Annotated in this window: 19 protein-coding genes; 16 read left to right on the top strand and 3 right to left on the bottom strand. The window is 52.5% G+C overall.

The window, feature by feature from the left end; all coding sequences use genetic code 11:
* Positions 1-12 precede the first annotated feature (12 nt).
* Positions 13-1,128, bottom strand: coding sequence for an FAD-dependent monooxygenase (locus RSX24_RS02655; RefSeq protein WP_343259586.1), 1,116 nt, complete (start codon positions 1,126-1,128; stop codon positions 13-15).
* A gap of 252 nt (positions 1,129-1,380) precedes the next feature.
* Between RSX24_RS02655 and RSX24_RS02650 the strand changes: the two genes are divergently transcribed.
* Positions 1,381-1,863, top strand: coding sequence for a MarR family winged helix-turn-helix transcriptional regulator (locus tag RSX24_RS02650; protein ID WP_236417995.1), 483 nt, complete (start codon positions 1,381-1,383; stop codon positions 1,861-1,863).
* Positions 1,864-1,995: 132 nt separating this feature from the next.
* Here RSX24_RS02650 and RSX24_RS02645 read toward each other — a convergent pair whose 3' ends face one another.
* Positions 1,996-2,295: a hypothetical protein gene (locus tag RSX24_RS02645; RefSeq protein ID WP_343259585.1), complete on the bottom strand. Its 300-nt coding sequence runs from the start codon at positions 2,293-2,295 to the stop codon at positions 1,996-1,998.
* A gap of 146 nt (positions 2,296-2,441) precedes the next feature.
* On the opposite strand from RSX24_RS02645, the gene RSX24_RS02640 reads away from it, so the two are divergent.
* The 5 genes from RSX24_RS02640 to RSX24_RS02620 all read left to right on the top strand — a co-directional run bounded on the left by RSX24_RS02640 (position 2,442) and on the right by RSX24_RS02620 (position 7,443).
* Entirely contained in the window at positions 2,442-4,463 is a 2,022-nt protein-coding gene (locus RSX24_RS02640; RefSeq protein ID WP_343259584.1) for a Na+/H+ antiporter, read from the top strand.
* A gap of 152 nt (positions 4,464-4,615) precedes the next feature.
* Entirely contained in the window at positions 4,616-5,554 is a 939-nt protein-coding gene (locus RSX24_RS02635) for an aldo/keto reductase (RefSeq protein ID WP_343259583.1), read from the top strand.
* A gap of 114 nt (positions 5,555-5,668) precedes the next feature.
* The gene (locus RSX24_RS02630) at positions 5,669-6,442 is read left to right on the top strand and encodes a polysaccharide deacetylase family protein (protein ID WP_339277317.1); all 774 of its coding nucleotides are present in this window, start codon (positions 5,669-5,671) and stop codon (positions 6,440-6,442) included.
* Between the two features lie 165 nt (positions 6,443-6,607).
* The gene (locus tag RSX24_RS02625; protein ID WP_236417979.1) at positions 6,608-6,814 is read left to right on the top strand and encodes a YwbE family protein; all 207 of its coding nucleotides are present in this window, start codon (positions 6,608-6,610) and stop codon (positions 6,812-6,814) included.
* Positions 6,811-7,443 (top strand): DUF4269 domain-containing protein, encoded by a 633-nt coding sequence (locus RSX24_RS02620; protein WP_343259582.1) that lies wholly within the window; start codon positions 6,811-6,813, stop codon positions 7,441-7,443. The genes RSX24_RS02625 and RSX24_RS02620 overlap by 4 nt, the downstream gene beginning before the upstream one ends.
* Here RSX24_RS02620 and RSX24_RS02615 read toward each other — a convergent pair.
* The gene (locus RSX24_RS02615; RefSeq protein ID WP_343259581.1) at positions 7,412-8,842 is read right to left on the bottom strand and encodes a hypothetical protein; all 1,431 of its coding nucleotides are present in this window, start codon (positions 8,840-8,842) and stop codon (positions 7,412-7,414) included. The genes RSX24_RS02620 and RSX24_RS02615 overlap by 32 nt on opposite strands.
* Before the next feature lie 638 nt (positions 8,843-9,480).
* Here RSX24_RS02615 and RSX24_RS02610 point away from each other — a divergent pair.
* The 10 genes from RSX24_RS02610 to RSX24_RS02565 all read left to right on the top strand — a co-directional run bounded on the left by RSX24_RS02610 (position 9,481) and on the right by RSX24_RS02565 (position 24,349).
* Positions 9,481-11,304, top strand: coding sequence for a sensor histidine kinase (locus tag RSX24_RS02610; protein ID WP_343259580.1), 1,824 nt, complete (start codon positions 9,481-9,483; stop codon positions 11,302-11,304).
* Complete coding sequence (locus tag RSX24_RS02605; protein ID WP_343259579.1) at positions 11,279-12,892, top strand: response regulator transcription factor; 1,614 nt, start codon at positions 11,279-11,281, stop codon at positions 12,890-12,892. The genes RSX24_RS02610 and RSX24_RS02605 overlap by 26 nt, the downstream gene beginning before the upstream one ends.
* A gap of 174 nt (positions 12,893-13,066) precedes the next feature.
* Positions 13,067-14,053 carry an ABC transporter permease gene (locus RSX24_RS02600; protein ID WP_236417972.1) on the top strand — a complete coding sequence of 329 codons (987 nt, stop codon included), beginning with the start codon at positions 13,067-13,069 and terminating at the stop codon, positions 14,051-14,053.
* Positions 14,054-14,071: 18 nt separating this feature from the next.
* Complete coding sequence (locus RSX24_RS02595) at positions 14,072-14,980, top strand: carbohydrate ABC transporter permease (protein ID WP_236417970.1); 909 nt, start codon at positions 14,072-14,074, stop codon at positions 14,978-14,980.
* 191 nt (positions 14,981-15,171) lie between these two features.
* Positions 15,172-16,701, top strand: a complete 1,530-nt coding sequence (locus RSX24_RS02590) for an ABC transporter substrate-binding protein (protein ID WP_236417968.1) — start codon at positions 15,172-15,174, stop codon at positions 16,699-16,701.
* Positions 16,702-16,924: 223 nt separating this feature from the next.
* On the top strand, positions 16,925-17,617 hold the full coding sequence (locus RSX24_RS02585; RefSeq protein WP_236417965.1) for a hypothetical protein: 693 nt from the start codon (positions 16,925-16,927) through the stop codon (positions 17,615-17,617).
* A 337-nt stretch (positions 17,618-17,954) separates the two neighbouring features.
* Positions 17,955-19,739 carry a sensor histidine kinase gene (locus RSX24_RS02580; protein ID WP_236417963.1) on the top strand — a complete coding sequence of 595 codons (1,785 nt, stop codon included), beginning with the start codon at positions 17,955-17,957 and terminating at the stop codon, positions 19,737-19,739.
* 42 nt (positions 19,740-19,781) lie between these two features.
* The gene (locus RSX24_RS02575; protein WP_236417961.1) at positions 19,782-21,401 is read left to right on the top strand and encodes a response regulator; all 1,620 of its coding nucleotides are present in this window, start codon (positions 19,782-19,784) and stop codon (positions 21,399-21,401) included.
* A 125-nt stretch (positions 21,402-21,526) separates the two neighbouring features.
* Positions 21,527-23,212, top strand: coding sequence for an extracellular solute-binding protein (locus tag RSX24_RS02570; RefSeq protein WP_236417958.1), 1,686 nt, complete (start codon positions 21,527-21,529; stop codon positions 23,210-23,212).
* Between the two features lie 246 nt (positions 23,213-23,458).
* Positions 23,459-24,349: an ABC transporter permease gene (locus RSX24_RS02565; RefSeq protein WP_236417956.1), complete on the top strand. Its 891-nt coding sequence runs from the start codon at positions 23,459-23,461 to the stop codon at positions 24,347-24,349.
* Positions 24,350-24,356 lie beyond the last annotated feature (7 nt).

Raw genomic sequence — 24,356 nt, 5'->3', positions numbered from 1 at the left:
TTTTTGCACACACTAAACCATAAAGGAGGCGTAACGCTCCTGGAAGGAATTCTCCATGTCGACCTGTTTGGCCAGCTGTTGTTTCACTTTCTCCCCACGAGCGAGCTGCAGCTGCTGTAATGGAGCCATATCGATAAAGTGGTCATCAGCCATTCCGATCAGCAATTCAGCTAACACGTCGGCATCCTCGATGGCGGCGTTCAGGCCAAAAGCACCCGTAGGCGTCATGGTGTGTGCCGCATCGCCGAGCAGCACAATATTGCCATGCGTCCACGACTCGCAGTAACTGCTTTCCACGGATAATAATACAAAATCGCTCCATGACCGGATATGGGCGGCCACGGAATCCGAAAGGCACGGAAACGCGGCAACCAGTTGCCGGATGAACGGCTCAAAATGCTGCTGCCGCAGTTTCGGATAGGAGCCTTGCGGAATATTCCAGCCAATCTGCACGTAACCGCCGAACTGGGAGAAAAGCGCGAGCTGCTCTCCGTCCATGCTGGCCAGGCGCACGGCCGGTTCCCATGCCGCCGGAGCGGGGATTCGCGCCCATAACAGATCATACCCGTGCTTGCGGACGTCCGGAACCAAACCCGCATGCCTGCGGACGGCCGAATAACGCCCGTCTGCGCCCACGATGACCGAAGCCCGGATGGAGGCGGGCGATCCGTCTTGCCGTACGTGAATCCCGATCACGTTATCCTGCTCGTCTTTCAGCAGACCGGTCATGATCGTATTGAACAATACATGTTCCCGGTTGCCCGGAAGTCGGCCGGACTCGGCAACGATGACGTCAAGCAGATGATGCTGAGGCACATGAATGCCTACATGGGACTCGTGTTCGTCTGGATAGACGGTGTGCAGAATGCTCCCGTTTTCCCAGTATTCTATTTTTGCGAGCGGAAGCGTGCCGCTCTGGGCAACGAGAGAATACAGCCCGTATTTGTTCAGGACAGCCTCGCCGTCCTGGTTAAGCACTTCGCCGCGAAATGACTTATGCAGGTTCGCCTGCCGTTCGACCAATGCCGTGGATATTCCTTTTCGGTTCAAAAGATGAGAGAGCAGCGTTCCGGCAGGACCGGCTCCCACGATGCACACATCAACGTGTAACGGAGTATTATTGTTCATGTCTGTAAGTTCCCTTGCATTAAAGTAGCTTGCCATCAGTATATATAATTACTTAATGATAACAAATTTACAAAAATCATTAAGTAACTAAAAGTAACTTAAACGTATATGTTATTATAAACAAATCTTTTGAACGATTGCAACTGCCATTTCATTTTTTTGGCGAAGCCGTAAGGGTAAATTGCTCAAACCGTTTTCGTTAAATATGTTACAATAAAAGACAGGTTATGATTTTAGTCGGGAGGAAAAGGTATGCGCCCAGAACCGGAGCAAAGCTCGCAATTGGCAAATGTGGATCAATTGATTGAAGCTTTTTTCAGATATAAAAACAAAGTGTTGGAGCAAAAACAGAAAACGGACACGAATTGCAAACTGAACCCAACCAAGAGTCACATTCTTGGAATGATTTTGCGCGAAGGCCGCTGCATGGCTGTCGACGTGGCCAGGCAGCTCAGCCTCTCTTCAGGGGCAACGACGATTGTGCTGAACCAGTTGGAGAGCGAAGGCATGATTCGGCGCGTACGCAGCGAGGAAGACCGCAGAATCGTCTGGCTTTCCCTTACGGAAGAAGGAGAACAGCTTGCGCAGGCATTAAATGCAAATCGCGGACGCATGACGTGGGAGCTTTTGCAGGCGCTTACGGAAGAGGAGCAGCAGCAAATGCTGGGTATGCTGAAGAAGATTGAACTGAAGCTGTTGGAGAAAATGAAGCAATTGGAGCACGCGAACCGTTGAACGGGCATGTGCAGAAAGACGTCAGTATTCAGGGATGCCCCGTGCAACGGGGGCCATCCCGAAAACTGGCGTTTTTTCTTGTTCCCGCACAAGAAGCAGGGGCCGGGTGGAATGGATGACCGACCGACAGCATTAAAGACGGAAACGTTCAATGTGCTCGGTTAACCCCTCTTCGAGCAGGATTTCCTTTTGCCGCCTGCCGAGCAGGTCAAAGTGTGGGTAGGGCTGTCGCCGGTGGATGTACTGCGGGTCCAATCCGTGATCCCTGCACCACTTCTCCAACCGTCCCAGGTCGGCGCATCCCACCTTGGTCACGGTTGTGACGCCGGGGAAACGGGAATCGATCCAATAATGAGTCAGATAAGCCAGCTCGCCTTGAGCGACGCGTTTTTTCCATTCGGCCAGTTCCTGCCGTTTGATTCCGAAGGCCATAACATCAAGATCCTTTCCAATGCAGGTATTGTCCGGTTCTTATTGTAACATCTTATAGTCAGAATCGGTCTTTTGGGTTTGAGGTAAGCGCCAAACGATATAACATGCGAAACGTCAAACTTTTGCCTGCGGAAAGGAAGGTCATCATGGAACTGTTTATCCCCGTGCTCGTGCTTCTTGTGCTGATCGGCTTATCGAATATTTTAAACCGGTTCGTACCGTTTATCCCCGTTCCGCTGATCCAGATCGCGCTGGGCGTTGTCGTTGCTTTGCTACCCCACGGCGTGAAGCTTCCGCTTAGCCCGGAATTGTTTTTTGTGCTGTTCATAGCACCGCTGCTATATAACGATGGCAAACGCACGCCCAGGCACGAGTTGTGGAACCTGAGGGCTCCCATTCTGCTGCTGGCGTTAGGCCTGGTTTTTGTTACCGTTCTGGTTGCCGGATATGCGATTCATTGGTGGATTCCCAGCATTCCGTTACCGGCTGCTTTCGCGCTCGCCGCGATTCTGTCGCCCACGGACGCGGTTGCCGTCGGAGCGATGGCAGGCAGGGTTCATTTGCCAAAAAGCATACATAGGCTGCTGGAAGGCGAAGCCTTGATGAATGATGCTTCCGGTCTGGTCGCGTTCAAATTCGCCATCGCGGCCACGGTTACAGGCGTCTTTTCCCTGGCGGAAGCATCGGTCAGCTTTCTGATTATCTCGATTGGCGGACTGCTGCTCGGGGCGATTTTGTCGTTTTTGCTCATTCGCCTTGGCGTCTGGGTCCGCAGGCTTGGCATGGAGGACGTCACCGTCCATATGCTCCTGCAGATTCTAACGCCGTTCATCATTTATATGGTCACCGAGGAGCTGGGCGTTTCCGGTATTTTGGCCGTGGTGGCGGGAGGTATTATCCATGCGATTGAGCGGGACCGTACCGAATCCGTGCAGATCAAGATGCAGGTGGTATCGGCCAGTACGTGGTCGGTCATTCTGTACATTTTGAATGGTCTCGTCTTTGTCATTTTAGGGGTGCAGATGCCTGACGTATTGGGCAAAATTTTCTCGAGTGCCTCGTTCGACAACGTGCAGGTGCTCGGATACGTCGTTCTGATCTCGGTTCTGCTGCTGCTGCTGCGGTTCGCCTGGATTTATTTGTTCTGGCAAGGCAGCGACGCGCTGCTAGGCAAATCGTTTATTGGCAAACCAAAGGTGAAAGAGACAAGCATCATCACATTGTCCGGGGTGCGCGGGGCCGTTACGCTGGCAGGGGCGTTCTCCATTCCGTATGTTCTTCAGGACGGTTCTCCTTTTCCGGAAAGGGATCTGATCATCTTTTTGGCGGCGGGTGTTATTTTGTTCACGTTGATTGCCGGCAGTGCCTTGCTTCCTGTATTAGCCAAAAAGGATGAATCCGTCGGCGAGGAAACTCCTCAGAAGACGGAGCGCAAAGCGCGGAACATGATGCTCAAGGCCGCCATACGCGCCGTCAAGTCGGAGATGACCGACGACAACAAGGCTGCTGCCCTTGCTGTGGTTTCCGACCTTTCCAAAACCATTCGCCAAGCATCCGGCTTGGATGCACGGAAACAGAAGGAATTTTTGAAACAAGAGGCGGATATCAGCCTGATCGGCACCCGGGCAGAGCGCAAAGAAATCGAAAGCATGATGGATGAACAAGTCATCTCATCCGATGCGGCGTTCAAATGCAATAGTTGGCTGGACAAAAAGGAAATGATGCTCTCCAGCCGCACGAATGCACAGATGATGTATTCGCTCGGCGAGATCGGGCGCATGTTCGGCCATCTGTTTGCCAACCGGGCGGGCAAACCGGATAAACCGTTTGCCATCGAAAATGCGGACCTGTATCGCCAGGTCAAATTGCGGAGCTCCGAAGCGGCGATCAAGGCTATCCGTGCACAGATGAACGACAGCAATCGCTCTGCGGCGTTATCCGTCATCGCTAAATACGAACGCCTCGTTGCGAAGCTAAGGTCATGGAACGAGGATGAGACGGAAGATCCGTTCGATCAGGAAAAGCTGCAGCTGCAAATGGTAGCCGTTCAGGAACAGCGCAATACCGTGCAGCAGCTGTACGAAAACGGCGAAATCAACCGGGACGTTGCGGCGAAGCTGCGCCGCTTCATCAACGATGTGGAGGCAACCGTTTTGAAGAACAGCTGAAACCGATAAATCCGATATTTTAAATCCGATTATGCTTCTGGTATAATCTCATCACAGCCGATCCTCGTCCAGGGATGCTGCGGGTGCCTGATTCATCCGGTTTGATAGATGGGTACCTACATATCAATTTCAATAAAGGAGATGTGTGAGACATGACAGAACAACAGACACGTCTGGGTAAGAGCGAGCTGGTGGTTAATCCCATCGGGCTGGGGGCAAATGCGGTCGGAGGCCACAATATTTATCCGAATTTGCTCAATGACGAAACGGGCAAGGATGTCGTTCGCACGGCACTGGAACAAGGCATTAACTTTATTGATACGGCCTTTATTTATGGACCTGAACATTCGGAGCGCTTGATCGGCGAAGTGTTGAAAGAAACCGGAAAGCGCCAGCAGGCGGTCATCGCCACCAAAGCTGCGCATAAATTCGTGGACGGCAGCATCGTTCTCGACAATTCCCCCGCCTTTTTGAAAGCTTCAGTGGATGAAGCGCTGAAACGGCTGCAAACGGATTACATCGATCTGTTTTACATCCATTTTCCGGATGAACACACACCGAAAGATGAAGCAGTCGGAGCATTGGCCCGATTGAAAGAAGAAGGAAAAATACGGGCGATCGGTGTTTCGAACTTCTCGATCGACCAGCTGCGCGAAGCGAACCGCGATGGTTACGTCGACGTGCTGCAATCGGAATATAACCTGTTCAAGCGGGAGGTGGAGAAAGAAATTCTCCCGTATACGACGGAGCAGCATATTTCATTCGTTCCGTATTTCCCGCTGGCTGCCGGGCTTCTTGGCGGCAAATACACCAAAGATACGACATTCAAGGACGGCCGGGCCAAAAATCCGCTGTTTACCGGGGAAGCTTATATTCGAAATCTGGACAAGGTGGATCAGCTTCGGAGCATCGCCCAGTCCAAAAACGTGGAGGTCGCGCATCTGGTGCTTGCCTGGTACCTTACCCAACCATCCATTGATGCATTGATTCCGGGCGCCAAAAAGCCGGAACAAGTCGTATCCAATCTGAAAACCTTGGAAGTTCGGTTGTCCGCCGAGGAAATTGCGGTGATTGATCAGATTTTCCGTTAATTTAGAAGCTGCAAGGAGACTGCAGGCACTTGTTTCGTCCTGGTCTCATAGTTCCGCGAATTCGGGAAATGCTAACAGGGAGTTTACGTTTGAACATAAAGTGAGGACAACGACATGAACCTGAAGGCAGCCCGAATGATCGGACTTGTCATGATTTTGCTGTTAAGCAGCAGTACAGCGCAGGCTTCGCCGGTAAAGAAAAACCGCGATTACTACGAGCAGCGCGGCGAGATCGTGTGGGAAGTGCCGACTCAGGGCAAATTGATTGCGCTGACGTTCGACGATGGTCCGGACCCGGTCCAGACTCCGCAGATTTTGGCTTTGCTGAAACGGTATGATGCCAAGGCGACGTTTTTTGTGCTCGGAAAATGGGCGGAAAAGTATCCTGAGCTGATCGTCCAGGAGCAGCGTGAGGGCCATGAGGTGGCCAATCACACATTTAACCACATGTATTCCAACAGATCGACCGGTGCAAGCAAGGTGCTGCGCGAGATGGATGAGGCGGAGAAATCCATTATCGAGGCCGGAGCCGAGCGTCCCGTCTTGTTTAGGCCCCCCGGCGGATTTTACAATGATACGCTGGTGCAAATGGCGAAACAGAAAGGGTACACCATTGTGCTCTGGTCCTGGCATCAGGATACGCGGGACTGGGCCTCTCCAGGGGTGGGGCGTATTACCAAAAAGGTGCTGACCAATGCCCGTAACGGGGATATCGTTCTTTTTCACGATAAGGTTGAAGGCAAGTCCCACACGATCGCTGCCCTCGAGCAAATTTTACCTGTCTTGCAAAAGCGGGGATACCGGTTCGTCACGGTCTCCGAGCTGCTCGCCCTGAAAGCAAGGGAAGCTGCGAACGATGACGTTTCGGCGAAGCATCACCGTCCATAAGCATGACAAAGCCGCGGACTCCCGAAAGGGTGCAGTCTGCGGTTTTGTGTTTTTCACAGCAAGCATTCTCCCTTGGCAAAGGCGGGCTGGAAGCTCTACAATAAATGCAGCGCGACGAATGATGTTCTTCATGCATGAACAAATAACGGAAGGAGAGAACGGCATATGAATGGACAACAACGGGCAAACATCAGACCAGGACTTGAGGTGGATATCGTCCTGAAAGAGGATCAGCGGTCCGGCAAATTGACGAGGGGCATCGTCAAGGACTTGTTGACCAACTCCCCCACACACCCTCACGGCATCAAGGTACGCTTGACGAATGGGCAAGTGGGAAGAGTGAAACAAATCATCACGGGTTCACCCGAATGAGCAATGGCGAGATGCGACCGGACTTGACGAGTGCGGCAGGCGTCATGACCCATCTTGCATCAGGCAACGAAAGACAGCGATCCGCTTATCGGGCACTGAAGCAGAGCGGGTTGATGGAGCTGTTGGCGGCGTACCATCCATATCCCGCGGGAACCGTGCCCATCGATATCGATGTGCCGGGCAGCGATATCGATCTCTTGTGCGAAGCCGAGGATCTGGAGCGGTTCAGAGCTGTGGTGCATCAAGCGTTGGGAGAGATGGAAGGCTTCCAATGTACCCTAGTAACCCGAGAAACGGGAGTGTCGCCTTACGTCGTCTGCAGCGTGTCTACAGGAGGCTGGCCTGTGGAAATATTCGCCCAATCCATGCCGGTCCGGCAGCAAAATGCCTACAGGCACATGCTGGTCGAATGGGCGTTGCTGACGCATTGGGGACGTGAAGGGCATAAGGAGATACGCAGACTGAAAAATAAAGGAATGAAGACGGAACCGGCATTTGCATATGCGTTGGGATTGAATGGGGATCCCTATGCTGAATTGCTGAATCTGGCGGACAAGAGTGATGAAGAACTGGCTGATCTTGTTCGTTTACGACCAGTTACATCAGAAAAATCGCAACCACCGTTGTGACGATCAATCCCAGCAGCACCGGCTTCAGATTGCGTCTGGCCAGCTCGAACGGGCTAACCCCGCAGATCGCCGCGGCCGGAATTAACGCCCACGGAATCAGCGTACCGCCACCGACCCAGATGGCGGCAATCTGGCCGAGCGCAGTCAGGGTTGGGGCTGCATCCGCCGTTCCGGCAAACATCGATGCCACGGAACCAACCAGCGATATGCCCGAAAACCCCGATCCATCCATGCCGGTGATCGCCCCGGTCAACGTTAGCGTCACTGCGCCCACCGTATGGTTTAATGGCACAAGGCCCGCAAGGGCTACCCCCAAATCGTTTACGATGCCGTGCGATCCGTCCGGAAGCGGACTGCTGAACAATTCGTTGATGGCGGCATCTCCGAGGTAGAAAAAAGCCGCTATGGGAATGACCGGCCCGAACACCTTGAACCCGAATTGAAACCCCTCGATCAAATACTCCGTGGTCTGCTCGGGTCCTTCGTGACGATGCGCCGCGAGGGTTACCGCGATCAAAATGAGGATCGCCGTGCCGCCGATCAGCGCCGTGGCATCTCCCCCCTGCAGCTTCAGCACAAACATGAGCACAACATCGACCGCAAACAACAAAGGAATGCTAATGGCAAATACGTGCCGAAGCCGCGAAGGTAAAGGGCGGACGCCGGCATTCGCTTCGTTTGTTTGAGCTTCCTGCGTCGGCGTGTCCGTTACGGCTTCCGGCGAAGAGGACGGGAGAAGGTTGCCCGATCCTTGGTTTGAACGCATCTCCCGCTGAAGCATCCAGAAAGCAGTGAGCGTGGAGACGGTGCCCATAACGATGACCAGGGGCAGGCTCGCAGACATGACGGAAGTTACGGATAATCCGGCTGCATCTGCGGTCAGCTTGGGCGCGCCTTGAATGATGAAATCTCCCGACAAAGCGATGCCGTGCCCGAACAGATTCATGGCGACGGCCGCGCCGATGGGCGGCAGGCCGACCCGGACCGCGACAGGAAGCAACACGGCTCCCACCAGCGCCACTGCCGGAGACGGCCAGAAGAACAGGGATACCGTCATCATGATGAGCCCGATGCCCCAATACGCAACCTGAGGCGATCGGATAAACCGGGTGAGCGGCGCAACCATCGTCTCGTTGATGCCTGTTCGGATCAGTACCCGGCTCATGGCCACGATGATCGAGATGATGAATATGGTGCTGAGCAGCTCTTTGGCCGCATAAACAAAGCTGTTGAAAATGCCGGTAACCGACCCGCTTAATGTTTCGGTCGCAAGGATTCCGATCGTCATTACTCCGGCCACGCAGATGATCGTTGTATCCCTGCGGCGAATCATGACGGCCATGATCAGGACGATAAAAGCAAGATATACATAATGCAACGAAGTGAGCTGTATATGCATGCTGCAGGCCACCCTTCTTCTTGAAAGTCAACGTATCATATGCTTGGGTGGGCGCTTAGGTGTACGTGCCGAACTACGAATTGTACAACTCTGCTCATGACTGCCGAAGACAAGGGGGATTGCCGGACATCACCTGCCCCTCTGCTCTAACCGAAGGGTTGAAGGATTTTTTTTACAAATGGAGAACTATCTATGTAAACCGCAAAAAACATACACACGTCAACGGAGAGGCAGAACCAATCTGGAGAAGCGAAGCGTTCGCTGAAAGCTTTCTGAAAGAAAGCTGCATCGGAAGCATAGGCTTATCACCGGATTTTCCCCTTAGAAAAGGGGAATCAAAAAATCTGGGGATAACAGCGATCGGAAGATGGTACTGCACTCGCAGTGCCTTGTGTGATTGTTAGTGCGGTAAAGAGAAAGTCGACTTTCGAAGCAACACGAGGCGGCAAAGCGATTCGAAAGGAAAGTCACCATAATGTTCAGAAACAGGTCACGGAATGACATAGACAATGAACAATGACCGTGATTACAATGAAACATGCCATAAAAGGAAGGAAATTGCAGATGCCGTACATTCGAGGTTGACATGCCCTGCGTACAGGCACTTTTGATAACGCTTTCGAAAAGGGCGGGAGACGATGAATTTTATCCGTTCATTACGCTTTAAATTCATAGTTGGATTGACGCTGATCATGCTTCCGCTATTTTTGCTGATGTATTACAACAACGTGTATGCCATGAATGTGGTCAGGGATCAAGTGTCTCTTACCAACATGAACCATCTGGCAAAGAGCGTGGAGCAGAATGAACGCGTGCTGCAGGAAACCAACCGTTATTTATACAGTCTGGGTGAACGCGATCCCGACATCATTTCATTGTTCTTCCTGAAATACGGCAGCGGCGATTACATTATCGCGAAGCAGCGGATCATGAACAAATTTATGACCGATCTCGGATTCTACAGCTTGATCGATTCTTTTTTTCTGTATGACGCCGTGAACGACGACCTGCTGCTCGCCACATCGGGCAGTTATGATGTCAAAATGTCGCTGGTCCGCGAAAACATGCCTGCGCAAATGCAGCAGTTCGAAGGTGAAATTCAGCAGCCGGAGTGGGATATCGTGCAAGGACCGACATGGAATGCGCTCGCGAAGACGGTCCGGATCAATCAGCAGTTTTACGCCGGAGCGCTTGTGGATATGAACGCGCTGAATCATCCCGAACAGTTCACGGAAGCGGGAGGGCGGGGCGGCGCCGTCATCGTGGGCGAGGACGGGAAGGCCCTCTCGGATTCCGCCCTGAAAGAGGGTCAGATTCGTCTCGCGGCCGCGCACCTGTCCGGCCTGCAGAGTCCGTATCAGGTTATCTCGGAGGATACGTCCGCGGGAGAGACCAAGCAATATCTTATGCTGGGCATCCCTTCGGCGATGTCGGACATGAACTACATTGTGCTTCTGCCCGAAGAGGACATGATGCGCAACCTTCCGTTTTTTCAACGGATCATTCGCCTGCTGCCCCTGGGGGCGGCAATCATTCTGGTCACTGCGCTCGTGTTTATGCGCCAGCTCCTGTTCCGGCCGATCCACATGCTGATTCGCGCCATGCGGCGGGTGAGCCAGGGGGAGCTTGAAGTCCGGCTTCCGACTCCCTCCTCGTCCGAATTAGCCTTCGTGACGAGCAGCTTCAATCAAATGACGAGCCAGATCCAGCATTTGAAGATCGATGTATATGAGGAGCAGCTGCGAACGAGGGAGGCGGAGTTCAAACAGCTGCAGATGCAGATCAATCCTCATTTTTATCTAAACTCGCTTAATATCATTCACAGTCTGGCCTCGCTGCAGAAGCATGAACTGGTGCAGCAGATGGCCGGCCATCTTGCGGATTATTTCCGCTTCAGCCTGCGTGCGGGCAAACGCGAAATCCGGCTTGGCGAAGAGATGGAGCATATCCGGCACTACCTGGAAATCCAGAAGCTGCGCTTTCCGAATCGCTTGAACTACGTGCTCGACATTGACCCGGCCATCTCGCAGTACGTTCTCCCTCCTTTGACGCTGCAGCCTTTTGTCGAAAATGCCATTATCCATGGCTTTCAGCGGCGATCAGAGCCATTTGTCATTGAAATCGAAGCCAAATGGGCGCCTCAAGAGGACGGCGGGGCTTCCGTTGCAGCCGGAACGCCTCCCGCCCGCGGCATGCTTGAGCTGTGTGTCAGGGACAACGGCGTCGGCTTTGACCCGGAGCTGTTGGACCGGTTGCAGCAAGGACAATATGCAGAAAATCCGGATGGACAGCACATTGGCATCTGGAACGTTGCCCACCGTTTGCTTGTAAAGCACGGCGATCAGGCCGGCATTTCATTTAGCAATCAGCCCGCAGGAGGGGCGGCTGTCGTCATTCGATTGCCCGCCCAGACCGAAGAGGAAGAAGGAGGAAACTATGCGCAACCTGTTGATCGTGGATGATGAAGTGTACGCGCTGCAGGCCATGATGGAAGGCATCGACTGGAGCAGAGCCGGAATAGACCGGGTGTTCGGCGCAGGTGATGCCGAGGAAGCCAGAATGATTCTGAAAAGCCATGCCATCGATATCATGGTCTGCGATATTGAAATGCCTGGCGAAACGGGACTTGACCTGCAAAGCTGGGTATTGAAACATGATCCGGGCATGCTGACGATTTTTCTCACAGGGCATGCGCTGTTCGACTACGCCCAGACGGCCATCAAGTTGAACAGTTTCGATTATGTGCTGAAGCCTGCACCGGCCGATCAGCTGCTGAAGACCGTTTCCCGGGCGGTGGAAAAAATCCGGGCAGGCGAGCAGAGCAAACATACCAATGAAATCTATGAAACGGCGTATAAACGCTGGCAGGCTCATAAACCGCTATTGACCGAACGATTCTGGAAGGATGCCGTTTCGCAGCGCGTCGCGTTGACGACAAAGCGACTGGAAGAATTGGCTGAGGTTTACGGAGCGGAGATCGATCCCCATGCCCGCGTGCTGCCTATTGTGATTTCGGTAGAGGAGTGGGTGCGCGAGTTCAATCTGCGCGATGAAGAAGTGCTGGAATACGCTTTGCGCAATGCGGCCCGGGAGATGATGCTCGGAGTACGTCCGGGAGAGGTATTTCAGGATCACGGCGGATTAAACGTCGTTCTCGCCTACGAGCAGGACGGCATCGTTCCCCTGGCGGAAGACATTGAGAAAGACTGCCAGCTGTATATTCAGGAATGCGGCAGCTACTTCTATTGCAGGCTTTCTTGTTATGTTGGCGCCCCTGTGGCCGTGACGGAGCTGCAGGGCATGTTAAACGAATTGATGGACATGGAGCGGCGCAATATCCGGGAGCTCGAAGGGGTTTTTACGTATGACAGGAAAGCCCGCCAAACGGAGGATCGTTTTTTGCCGATCCCTTGGCTCCCGGAACTGTCGATCCTGTTCGAAACGGGCAAAGTCGCGGATTTGCGCACGCGCGTGGATGAAATCTTTGAGCTGCTGGAAACCGAGGAGCATCTGTCGCCGGAAATGCTGAGGCTCTACTACCATGCGATGCTGCATATGGTTTATCCGCTGCTGCACCAGAAAAACGTGTCCGTGCGCAGCTTGTACGGGGATGAGCGGGAACCGGAAGAAGGCGTCGTGACGCGTTCGTTGCCCCAATTGAAGCAGTGGACGTCTGATTTGATCGATCGCGTCATTCCCGTGTTATATCCGGATGACCAGAACCCGATGACGGTGGTGGACCAATTGTGCGTATATATTGAGAATCATATCGGCGAGGAACTCATGAGAGAGGAACTGGCTGCCTTCGCCGGATTCAATCCGGCATATCTCTCCCGCCTTTTCCGCAAGGAAAAGGGAATGTCGCTCTCCGAATTCATCCTGCAGCGCAGGGTGGATATGGCCAAAACGCTGCTTTCCCAATCCACGGTCAAAGTAACGGATATCGCGGGCAAGGTGGGGTATTACAACTACTCGCATTTCACAAAAATGTTCAAGAAGTGCACAGGCATCACCCCGCAGGAGTTCCGGAAACAGTCCCGCACCGTATAAACACTGACGCAGCATGCTGCGTCTTTTGTTTTTGCGGCAAAGTCATAATTTGACCATGAATTGGTAACCACAGCAGATATAGCAGCGACGCTTGCCCGCCGTATACTTGAACCACAGGAGAACCATCCGATGTTCGATCCTGAGGAATTCAAGAGGAGTGAGGGAGACGAAGCCATGATGACACAACCCCGGGCGGGCAAACGAGCCGGAATTTCGGAAGTCCCCGAGAGGACCACTCGGAAACGAAAGTCTGTTTGGTACAACCTCGGAAAATACAAAGTGCTGTACCTGATGTTTTTGCCAGGTGTCCTGTTTCTGCTGGTCAACAACTATATGCCGATGTTCGGCGTGCTGATCGCCTTCAAAAACGTAAATTATGCCGACGGCATATGGGGCAGCCCGTGGAGCGGCTGGGACAATTTCAAATATTTGTTCTCCACCAGCGATGCTTGGGAAATTACCCGCAATACGCTTGCTTATAACACGGTTTTTATATTGCTTAATCTGGTTGTCGGCGTAGGCTTGGCCATACTGCTGAACGAAGTAAAGAACAAGGGCATGTCGAAACTGTATCAATCGCTGATGCTGCTGCCCTACTTTTTATCGATGATCGTGGTCAGTTACCTGGTGCTAGCCTTTCTCGGAAAGGATTCCGGGTTTATGAACTCGACCATTCTGCCCCTGTTCGGCGGGGAGCCTGTAGATTGGTATTCGGAGACGAAGTATTGGCCCTACATTTTGCCGCTGGTGAACACGTGGAAAAACATCGGGTACTACGCGGTGATTTACCTGGCAGCGGTCGTCGGCATCGATGAAGAGTATTACGAAGCGGCCGTGCTGGACGGTGCGAACAAATGGCAGCAAATCCGTTCGATTACGATTCCGTTTCTCGTGCCGCTCATCATCATTATGACCCTGCTGCAGATCGGCCGCATTTTCTACGCGGATTTCAGTCTGTTCTATCAGGTTCCGCTCGAGTCGGGCGCATTGTTCCCGGTCACCAACGTATTGGATACCTATGTGTACCGCACATTCCTGATCGGAGGGGACATCGGAATGTCCTCCGCAGCCGGATTGTATCAGGCGATCGTCGGTTTCGTGCTGGTGCTTATATCGAATTCCATCGTCCGAAAAATCGATAAAGATAACGCACTATTTTGAGAGGAGGCACATCAGCCTGTGAAAACACGTGATCCGCTAGCCATATCGCGGCGTTCGGCCGCGGTCATTCACGCCATGTTCCTTTTTTACGCCATCGCCTGCATCGTGCCGATCCTGCTTGTCTTTGCGATCTCCTTTTCGGACGAAACGACGATTGTGGCGAACGGCTACAAGCTCATTCCCGAGAAGTTCAGCCTGCAGGCTTATGAATACTTGTTCAAGGATATGGATCAGATTATCCACTCTTATGGAATTTCCATTATCGTTACGGTCATAGGCACCGTCACCAGCGTGGCATTGACAGCACTGTATGCCTATCCGCTATCCCGGAGGGATTTGCCGTACCGCGGCTGGTTCGCGTTCTTCATTTTCTTCACCATGCTGTTCAACGGCGGTCTCGTTCCCTGGTATCTCGTCTATGTGAACGTGCTGGACCTGAAAAATTCGATTCTCGCACTCATTTTGCCGCTGCTGATGTCACCGTTCTTCGTGCTTGTCATGCGCACTTTTTTCGCGAATTCCATTCCGACGTCCATCCTGGAATCGGCACGGATCGATGGCGCTGGAGAGATCCGGACGTTCGCGAAAATCGTGCTTCCGCTCTCGCTGCCCGTTCTGGCAACGGTCGCCCTGTTCAGCACATTGAACTACTGGAACGACTGGTACCTCAGCATGATTTTCATTTCCGATAACCGGACGATCAGCCTTCAGTACCTCATGTACCGGACGCTGCTCGATATTCAATATTTGACGTCCAATTCCAACGTGTCTTCACAGATCTCTTCGCAAGGCGGATTGCTGAATCTGCCGAACAAAACGCTGCAGATGGCGATGGCGGTCGTCGGGATCGGCCCGATCGTGCTCGCGTATCCGTTCTTTCAGCGCTATTTCATCAAAGGACTTACCGTAGGAGCTGTGAAAGGCTAACTCCGCCCGGTTAACGGAGGGGAAAATGGACTCAGGCCTGGATGGACAATGAAAGGGCATATACAAACCGACTGTGCATACAGTCCTGCCGACTTAACGGCTATGCTTGGCGAATGAACCCTGTGCGCATCAAGCGGAATTGGGGAAATGCTGCGGGCAGGGTTCTTCACAAATTCATGGGAGGGGTTCATGTGTTGAAATCGATCAAGGTATGGCCGCGAATTGCGGCGGCAATCATGGCGCTCAGCCTGGTGCTGGCGGGCTGCTCGTCCGACAAGGGAGGAACGACTCCGGCAGCGGAAGGCGGCGGAGGGGGCGAAAGCGCAAGCACGCCTTCGTATGAGGTAACGCTTTATTACCCGGGAACGCCGCAGAAGGACGTGGCGTTGGTGGAAGCGGAAATCAACAAAAAAATGGAGCCCAAAATCGGCGCGACGCTCAAAATCAATGCGATCGATTGGGGACAATGGGACAACAAGCTTAATCTGATGATTTCTTCCGGAGAAAAGTCGGACATCATCTTCACCGCGGCGTGGCAGAACTACACCGTAAACGTGGCCAAGGGAGCATTCCTGCCTTTGAATGATCTGCTCGATCAATACGGCCAGGACATCAAGAAAAACCTGGACCCGGCCTTCCTGGAAGGTTCCCAGGTGGATGGCGTGAATTACGGCGTTCCGACCAACAAGGAGCTGGCGGCGACCCGCGGAGTGCTTGTGCGCAAAGATCTCGCCGACAAGTACAACATGGACCTTTCGGCGGTGAAAACGTGGGCAGACCTGGAACCGCTGCTCAAAACGATCAAGGACAATGAACCTGGCGTCACGCCGTTCTACATGTCCAACACCAACGGCAACGGGTTGCTGGAGAATCTGGACTGGGATTATCTCGGCGATGCTTCCGTGCCTGGAGTCATCTCCAAAACGGCCGGAACGACGACCGTGCTGAACGAAGTGGAAACGCCTGAATTCAAGGAAGCCGCGGCGCTCGCCCGCAAATGGTATCAGGCAGGGTACATCAACAGCGATGCGGCGACGTCCAACGTATTCCCGAAAGACCAGGCCAAAGCTGGCAAAGCATTCATGTGGACGGACGGCATGAAGCCCGGCAAGGACAAGGAAGAGGAAGGATACGTCGGATATCCCCTGACTCAGATCGAAATGACGCAGCCGACCATTACGACAGGCGATGCATCCGGCGCGATGCTGGCGATTTCCCGATCGTCCGAACAGCCTGAAAAAGCGATGCAGGTCATCAACCTGCTGCACTCCGACAAAGAAATCAACAACTTGCTGAACTTCGGCATCGAAGGCAAACATTACGTGAAAAAAGAAGGTGAAGACAACATCATCACCCTGCCTCCAGGCGTGGATGCCAACAGCCGTACCTATAATCCAGGTGCCCAATGGCAGCTCGGGAATCAATTCCTGAACTACCTGTGGGATAACGAAGACCCGCAGAAATGGGAGAAATTCAAGGAATTCAATGCCAAAGGCGTCAAATCGCCTGCGCTTGGATTCACGTTTAACAGCCAATCGGTCAAAAACGAAATCGCGGCGGTCAACAACGTGAACAAACAGTTCAAACCGGGCATGACATCCGGCGCAGTCGATCCGGACGAGATGATCCCGAAATATTTGGAAAAGCTGAAAGCGGCAGGCATCGACAAAATCATTGCTGCCAAACAGGAACAGCTGGATGCATTCCTTTCCAAAAAATAGACCGTGAATTACAGGCAGCAATTTCAACGTTAGCCATAAATTCGGCCAGCCAAGGCGTCCCGACATGTTGTCGGGGCGTCTTTGTGTGCAGGACCGGCTTCCCTGCATGCGTGGCTTGTTTCTTGTGCAAGGCTTTTCTCTTTTTTTGCTGAATTCAGTTGGATTATAAATCATTTACAGGAAAAATATGATATAATAGGGCGGATCATTAGGGGGTGTTCCGGTGTCGAGGGCAAGGCTGGTCTGTTCCGCAATATTGTTGATGTTTGCGATTATGTTTACGTTCAAGCATCATCTGGGTTATTCCGTGGGGGATACGATATTGTCGCATTTAGGGGTGTCCCCGTATACCAAGTCCTATATCAGCGGCGTGCACGTTACGTTTTTTGTCGGCATAGGGCTGATATGGTGCGGATATTATGTTGTGCGCAGAGAGTTGATGCAGGCCTACCCTCGTTTGGCAAAGAAACTATGGCTGGTCGTCCTTCTTGTTATTGTTAGCTACCCCTACGTCAGCGACAAAATGATGTATTTGACCAAATGGGGCGCAACCGGCATGGATGGTGTGTATTTCGTTCGGGACGAGAGTTCCTGCATCTACAACGTTCAAGAGAGCGGCGTGACCGGAGCGGCGTGCACGATTACGCTTAAAAACTATGGCAGACATGATGTAAGCGTGGCGCTCAAGCCGGATCTGGCTCGTACGTATGGAAATCAGGATGACCCGTTGTTTAATACGTTAAACTCGGTGGAGCTTAGCCCGGTGCATCTGGATCTAAAGGCACATGCCGCATTTAGCGGCAGATTAGTGTTCAAGGGGCAAGCCAAGGCGCCTTTTCAAGTGGGTGGGCGGCTGACGGATATCGTGTTCGACGTCACGGCCGACGGAAAAGATATTGTATTGGAAGAACCTTGATTAAAGTGTATTTCTAAAAACAGCAATGGATTTATTGGTTCTATACATAGAAGAAACAAACCTAGAAATGATGTTTATTACTCTGGTTATCTTGAGAAGAGCTGGCTGCGGCCGGCTCTTTTTATCGTACGACCGGAAGTTGTATTAAGTGCAGAAATATTGGTTTTGTCGCCTTTAACCGCTTATTGACAACGCTTACCCTATATAGAGACCGCTGCCATGGAAAGGAATAAAGGGGCATGGGTCCTTCAAGTAGGCCGAAAAAAGGAATTGTAATTGGCTTTGGCATCGCTAAAATAGAATACACTGACAAATTAAGCTAAGGTGAGATGAGAAAATGTCGTACCGGACGAACTTGTTTTCCAAAATGATGATACTGATCTTGATCATGCTGATTCCGGTCGTGCTGCTATATGGGTATTCCAACCATAAAACGACTGCCGTGCTTCGCGCCGAATTGAACCGTTCCAACAGCACCCAGCTCGAATTTTTTCAAAATCAGGTCAATACGCATTTCGAGCTGCTGTCCTCGTGGCCCAACCTGCTGATTCACGATCCGGATATCTCGAGCTTTCGCCGGATTTACGTCGACAGTGAATACTTTGACCTGGACATGATCAATTTGGTCAAACGCATTCAAAAAAAGCTCAGCATCCAAGAGAGCTCGTCCAACTGGACGACCAAACTGTATCTATACTCCCCTTCACTGGGCAGGGTGGTGTCGGAACGGGATGCCCGTTCCTATGATCCGAAATCGCTTCAGGGCAACATTGCGACAGGTTGGAACGTGCGAAAAGTCGAGGAGGGCGAAGACACCAAATTTGTGTTCAGTTGGATTACGTCTTCGCCGTATTGGATCAACGACCCGGCTCAAAATGCCGAAACGCTGATCAAGCTTGAGTTCAACAGCGACAATATCCGGGATATGCTGGACAAGTTCAAAGGAGATGGACGCCACGATCCCTTTTATTATCGCGAAGACATGGGCGTCGTATATAACCGGACGTCGGATCGCGAGTTGACGGGTGAACTGATCCGGGAGCTATCTTTCGACAAGCTCAAAAACGTGGACAGCCGGACCGTCGTCATCGATGGCGAGCCCTATATGGTAAATACGGTGAAATCCCGAACGACCGGATTTTATCTGGTGGATTACATGCCGCTGTCGGATATTTTAAAACCGATCCATCAATCGAACACGCTGTTCTATGGCTCGATGATCTTTTTGTTGATCACCGGCGCCCTCGTCGCCTATTTGCTGTACGTACAGGTACAGATGCCGGTCAAACAGCTGATCCGCGGTTTCCAGCGACTGAAGCAGGAGGATTATTCCGTACGGATCAAACCCAAGGGCAAAAACGAGTTCAGCTTTCTGTCCGAACGGTTCAATTCCATGGTGGAAAAAATACAGCAGCTGTTCGAGCATGTCTATCTCGAGCAGATCCATGTGCGGGAAGCGCGCTTGAAACAGCTGCAATCGCAGATCAATCCGCACTTTTTTTATAATTGCTTCTCGTTCATCACTAGCATGGCGAAGCTGAAGCGCGTGGATGCCGTCGTGGCTATGTCCCACAACCTGTCGAGATATTATCGGTATACGACCCGGCAGGAACGCGATCTGGTCCCTCTCAGGGAAGAGATCGAATTTGTGACGTGTTATCTGGAAATTCAACAAATGCGCATGGAGCGAATCCGCTATACGGTAGAATTGCCGGATCGTTTGCTCGGGCAGGACGTGCCCCCGCTGATCGTGCAGCCGCTCGTCGAGAACGCGGTGATTCACGGCATCGAAACAGACGCTGAAGCCGGCCAAATCCGGGTTTCCGGCGAGATCCGGAACGGACTGATGGTGTTGGCTGTGGAGGATGACGGGCAGGGCATGGATGAGCTTGCTCGCGCAGAGCTGCAGCATAAACTGACGGGCGCAATGGATCAGGAGATGGGCTGCGGTCTTTGGAACGTGAACCAGCGCCTGCAGCTCAAGTACGGCGACCGGGCTGGCATGAGCATTGCGGAATCGCCGCTTGGCGGACTGAAAGTGACCTTATTCTGGCCTGCTTCCGATGGCGAGTTATTCGACGAAATGGAGAGGCAGCATGGACAAGCGGAGTTAGACGAGTAACGATGAAATCAAACATGACGATACAGACAGGGAGTGACGAAGGTGATCGACATTTTGCTGGTGGATGATGAAACGTATGTGACGGAAAGTCTGGAAATGACCATTCCGTGGGGAGAGCTTGGCGTAACGACCGTGCTGCGCGCGGCTTCGGGAAACGAAGCGCTGCGGATTCTGGAAGAAAACGCAGTGGACGTCGTGGTCACCGACATCCGCATGCCTGGCATGACGGGGCTGGAACTGATCGCCGAGATCGGCAGCCGCTGGCCGCACATTCGCTGCATTTTGCTTACAGGACATAGTGATTTCGAATATGCAAAGAGGGCCATTCAGCTGCAGGCTGCAGACTACATCCTCAAGCCGGTGAACGACGACGAGTTCATGTCTTCCGTTACGGCTGCCATTACGGCGCTGCGCGGGGAATGGGATGAATTCGACAAATACCACAGACTGCTCTACAGCCGGAAGTCGGACTACAAAATTTTGCGGGAAAATTTGATGCACGATCTGCTGTTGGGGCGCGAAATGACAACCAAGGCGCTTGGCGAACAGTTGTCCGAATACGAAATTCCGCTTCAGCCGGACAAGCCGTCGGTCATGATGCTGATCCGTCTGACGGGACGGTTCGCGGCCATGGATCAGCAATCGCTCGACCTGATGGATTTTGCCGTCGGCAATATCGCCGAGGAAGTGTTCGGGCAGCAATTCAACGTATGGTTCGCACGGGGACCGCACGACTGCCTCGTCATGCTGATACAGGACCCGGAAGGAACGGAAGGACCGTTGGAAGCGTCCGAATTAAAGACATGGGCCGCAAAGTTCCGCGAACATGTCATCCGTTATTTGCAGGGAGATCTGTTCCTTGTCGCCACCTCGCCTTTTCCATTCGGCGAATTGCCGGTCGTTTACCGCAAAAGCCTAGGTTCATTGGTACTGTCCGGCCCGGATCAGGATACCATCGTTTTGCTGGAAAAAGACATGGACAAGCGGCCGGAGAACGATGCGGCGCAAGTGTTGGAGGAATTGTACAAACCGCCGATGCTGCCCCAATTGTTGGAAACGAAGCAATGGGATGAGGCCGCCCGCAAACTGAACGCGGTTTTTGATGCCGCTGAACGGGTTCGGCTCGCAAGGGAGCACGTTTACGAGATGTATTTGTCGGTCACGAACGCTTTTATGTACATTGCGCATAAACAAGGCCATTTGGTGCATGAAATCGATCATGCGGGCTTTGATCTTCTGCTTGCGCATCAACTGATCCAATCGCCGGAGCGATTGCGCCGCTGGGCGATGGAAATGCTGGCCAAGCTGCAGGAGGAACTGTCCGACCAGGATGGCACGCAGAGCCGCAGGCATGTGATCAAACAAGTGCAGGAATTGGTGGCAAGGGATGCGGGACAAGAGCTGTCCGTCAAGATGATCGCCGACAAGGTCTACTTGCATCCCGTCTATCTGTCCAAAATCTACAAGGCGGAGACCGGTGAAGGCTTGGGCGACTACATGATCCGGATGCGAATGGAGCGCGCGCTGTATTTGCTCAAACACACAAACAAAAAAATATACGAGATCACCAGCGAGCTGGGGTATCAAAATCCCCAATATTTCAGCAAAATGTTCAAAAAACATTACGGTATGACCCCCAACGAATTCAGGGACCAGGCATAAATGTCATCTTTCATTCGTCATATAGGTTGCATAAGGTGCAGAAATCTTGTTTTCGTGACATAGGCTGAAAGCCTTGGCACACCTATAATGAAAGGGTAACCAAAATGATCGAAGGGGGAACAACAATGAGAGCGAATTCTACGAAAAAGAGATGGCTGTCGCTTCTCGCCACAACAACCTGTCTGGCCGTCGTTCTGGCCGGATGCGGAGGGGGCAATGGCAGCAGTGATAGCGCAAGCTCAAGCTCGTCTGCCACCCAAAATGAATACAAAGAAAAATATGATCCGGAAGTGACCATTTCCACGGTATGGGGGATCGATCCGGAGCTGAAATTCAAAAACGGGGAATCCATTGAAAATAGCGTAGCTACCAAATGGGCCAAGGAAAAATTCGGGATCAACATCAATTCGCTGTGGTCCGTGACCGACACCAACGGTGCGTTTGCAACCAAGCTGCGGCTCGCGATGTCCTCCGGCCAAGAGATGCCGGATGTCGTTACCGTCGGGGATAACCTGCTTGCCCAGGATTTGATCGATTCCGGCATGTATCAAGAAGTGGGTCCGTTGTTCGACAAATACGCATCCGATACATGGAAAAAAGCGATGGAACAGGATCCCAACGTATGGAACCAATACATGCGCGACGGCAAACGCATGGGGATCCCGGTCCTCGATTATGCGTACAACAACGACTACCTGCTCTGGATTCGCCAGGACTGGCTCGACAAGTTGAACATGGAAGCTCCAAAAACGATTGACGAATTAGAGACTGTTATGGAAGCGTTTAAAAACAAAAATCCGGACGGCCTTGCACCGGATAAAGTGACGCCGCTCAGCATCGGATTCAAAACATCCATGAACACCTGGATGGGGGATCCTTCCTGGATCTTCGGTGCATACGGCACGCTGCCGTTCCAGTGGAATGAAAGCGCAGACGGCAAGCTCGAATACGGGTCCATCCACCCGGGCATGAAAGAAGGTTTGGTCAAACTGAGCGAATGGCTGAAAAAAGGCTACATTCCTCAGGAAGCGGCGCTGTGGGACGAAAATAAAACCGCAGAGCCTGCGGTTGCCGGCACGGCGGGGATTATTCCAGGTCCGTACTGGATGAGCGGATGGCCATTGAAAGACACAGTTAAAAACGCTCCGGGCGCGGTATGGAAACCGATTCAGATTCCGACAGGCCCGGATGGCAAAGCGATGCGTCATGGCACGCCGTTCGTCAATGGCGTCATCCTGATCAAAAAAGACATGGAGCATCCGGAAGCGTTCTTTACCTATGAGAATTACCTGTTCGACAACTACGCCAACCCTGAACCGGGCAGCCCTTACGATAACGGCTTGTTCGAAGGGTATGATTATCAGCTGGACGCCAACGGCAAACAATTGCCGATCGAAGAAATCGACGGCGGTTATGTCAATGTCGTTCGCTATCTGCTCGTTCGCGACGGCGCACGCATTCCCGATGCACAGATGAAAGCACTGCTTAACCTTGCGGACGGCAAAGAGCCGGAAACGAAGCTGGAGAAGGACGTTGCCGTCAACTACGGCAGCGAAACGCCTGCGGCAGCCAAAGTGCTGCTTTCCCAAGAAGACATTTCGTACAAAAACATGTTTACCGGTCCTACGACCCAAACGATGAAGTCGAAACTGGATTACCTGAACAAAATCGAGAATCAGGCATTCAACGAAATCATCTATGGAAAAAGTCCGGCCGATGCCTTCGACACGTTCGTGCAAACGTGGAAATCGGGCGGCGGCGACCAGATCACCCAAGAGGTCAACGATTGGTATGCTAGCGTGAAAAAATAAGCTTTGCAGCGCGCGGAACTCGGCTTCCGCGCGCTTTTTTTTGCGCATGCTTCCGAGGGCGGAAACGACTTGGAACGCGGATAAAGGCGGGTTTTTCCCCTTTTTGTGCCGATGCCCGAAAGTGGTTGCTTTTGTGCCATTTATATTGCTTTTATGTGCTGTTTGAGCGTCCGGACAGGTTGATATAATCGCACTATAAGCCACCCGGAAACAGCTTGGGTAGGAAGAACTACAGGGGGAGCACTCATGAGAACATTGAAACGAACTTGGCCATTTCACGTAATGCTGCTGCCGGCCGTCATCTTTCTGATCATTTTCAGTTATGTGCCGATGGGCGGCATCGTGATGGCTTTCCAAAATTACAAACCTTGGTTGGGCATCGGCGGGTCAGAGTGGGTAGGACTCGACAATTTCCGCTTTTTATTCGAACGCGAGGATAGCCTTCAGGTCATCTGGAATACGCTGATTATCGCGGTGCTGAAACTGATCTTTAACCTGGCGGTGCCGTTTGTGTTCGCCATTCTGCTGAACGAGGTGCGCAAGATCGCCATACAGCGGTCCATCCAGACGTTGGTGTATTTGCCCCATTTTCTGTCATGGGTCATCCTGGGCGGCATCCTGATCGACCTCCTGTCCAACGAGGGCTTAGTGAATCGGGTGCTCGGCACATTTGGATTGGGTCCTTACTTTTTCCTCGGCGATAATAATTGGTTCCGGTTTACGGTCATCCTGACCGACGTATGGAAAGAATTCGGGTACAACACGATCGTGTTTCTGGCAGCACTCGCAGGCATCAATCCGGCCTTGTACGAAGCGGCTGAAATCGACGGGGCGGGACGCTGGAAACAAACGCTCCATATTACGGTTCCTTCGCTCGTGCCGATGCTGATGGTCGTGGGAACGCTGGCGCTCGGAAACGTGCTTAACGCAGGCTTCGACCAAATCTTCAACCTGTACAACCCGCTGGTCTACCAAACAGGCGACATCATCGATACGTTCGTGTACCGCTCCGCGATGGTGAACGGCGAGATGGGCTTTGCGACCGCGATCGGATTGTTCAAATCGGTCATCAGCATGATCCTGATCCTCGTATCCTACGGCTTGGCCAAAAAATACGCCGGATACCGCATATTCTAATCGAATC

The organism is Paenibacillus hubeiensis (genome assembly GCF_032334105.1).
GTDB classification, from domain to species: Bacteria; Bacillota; Bacilli; order Paenibacillales; family Paenibacillaceae; genus Paenibacillus; species Paenibacillus hubeiensis.
Note: the sequence above shows the minus strand (reverse complement) of the source record. Positions and strands in the feature narration are given on the sequence as shown.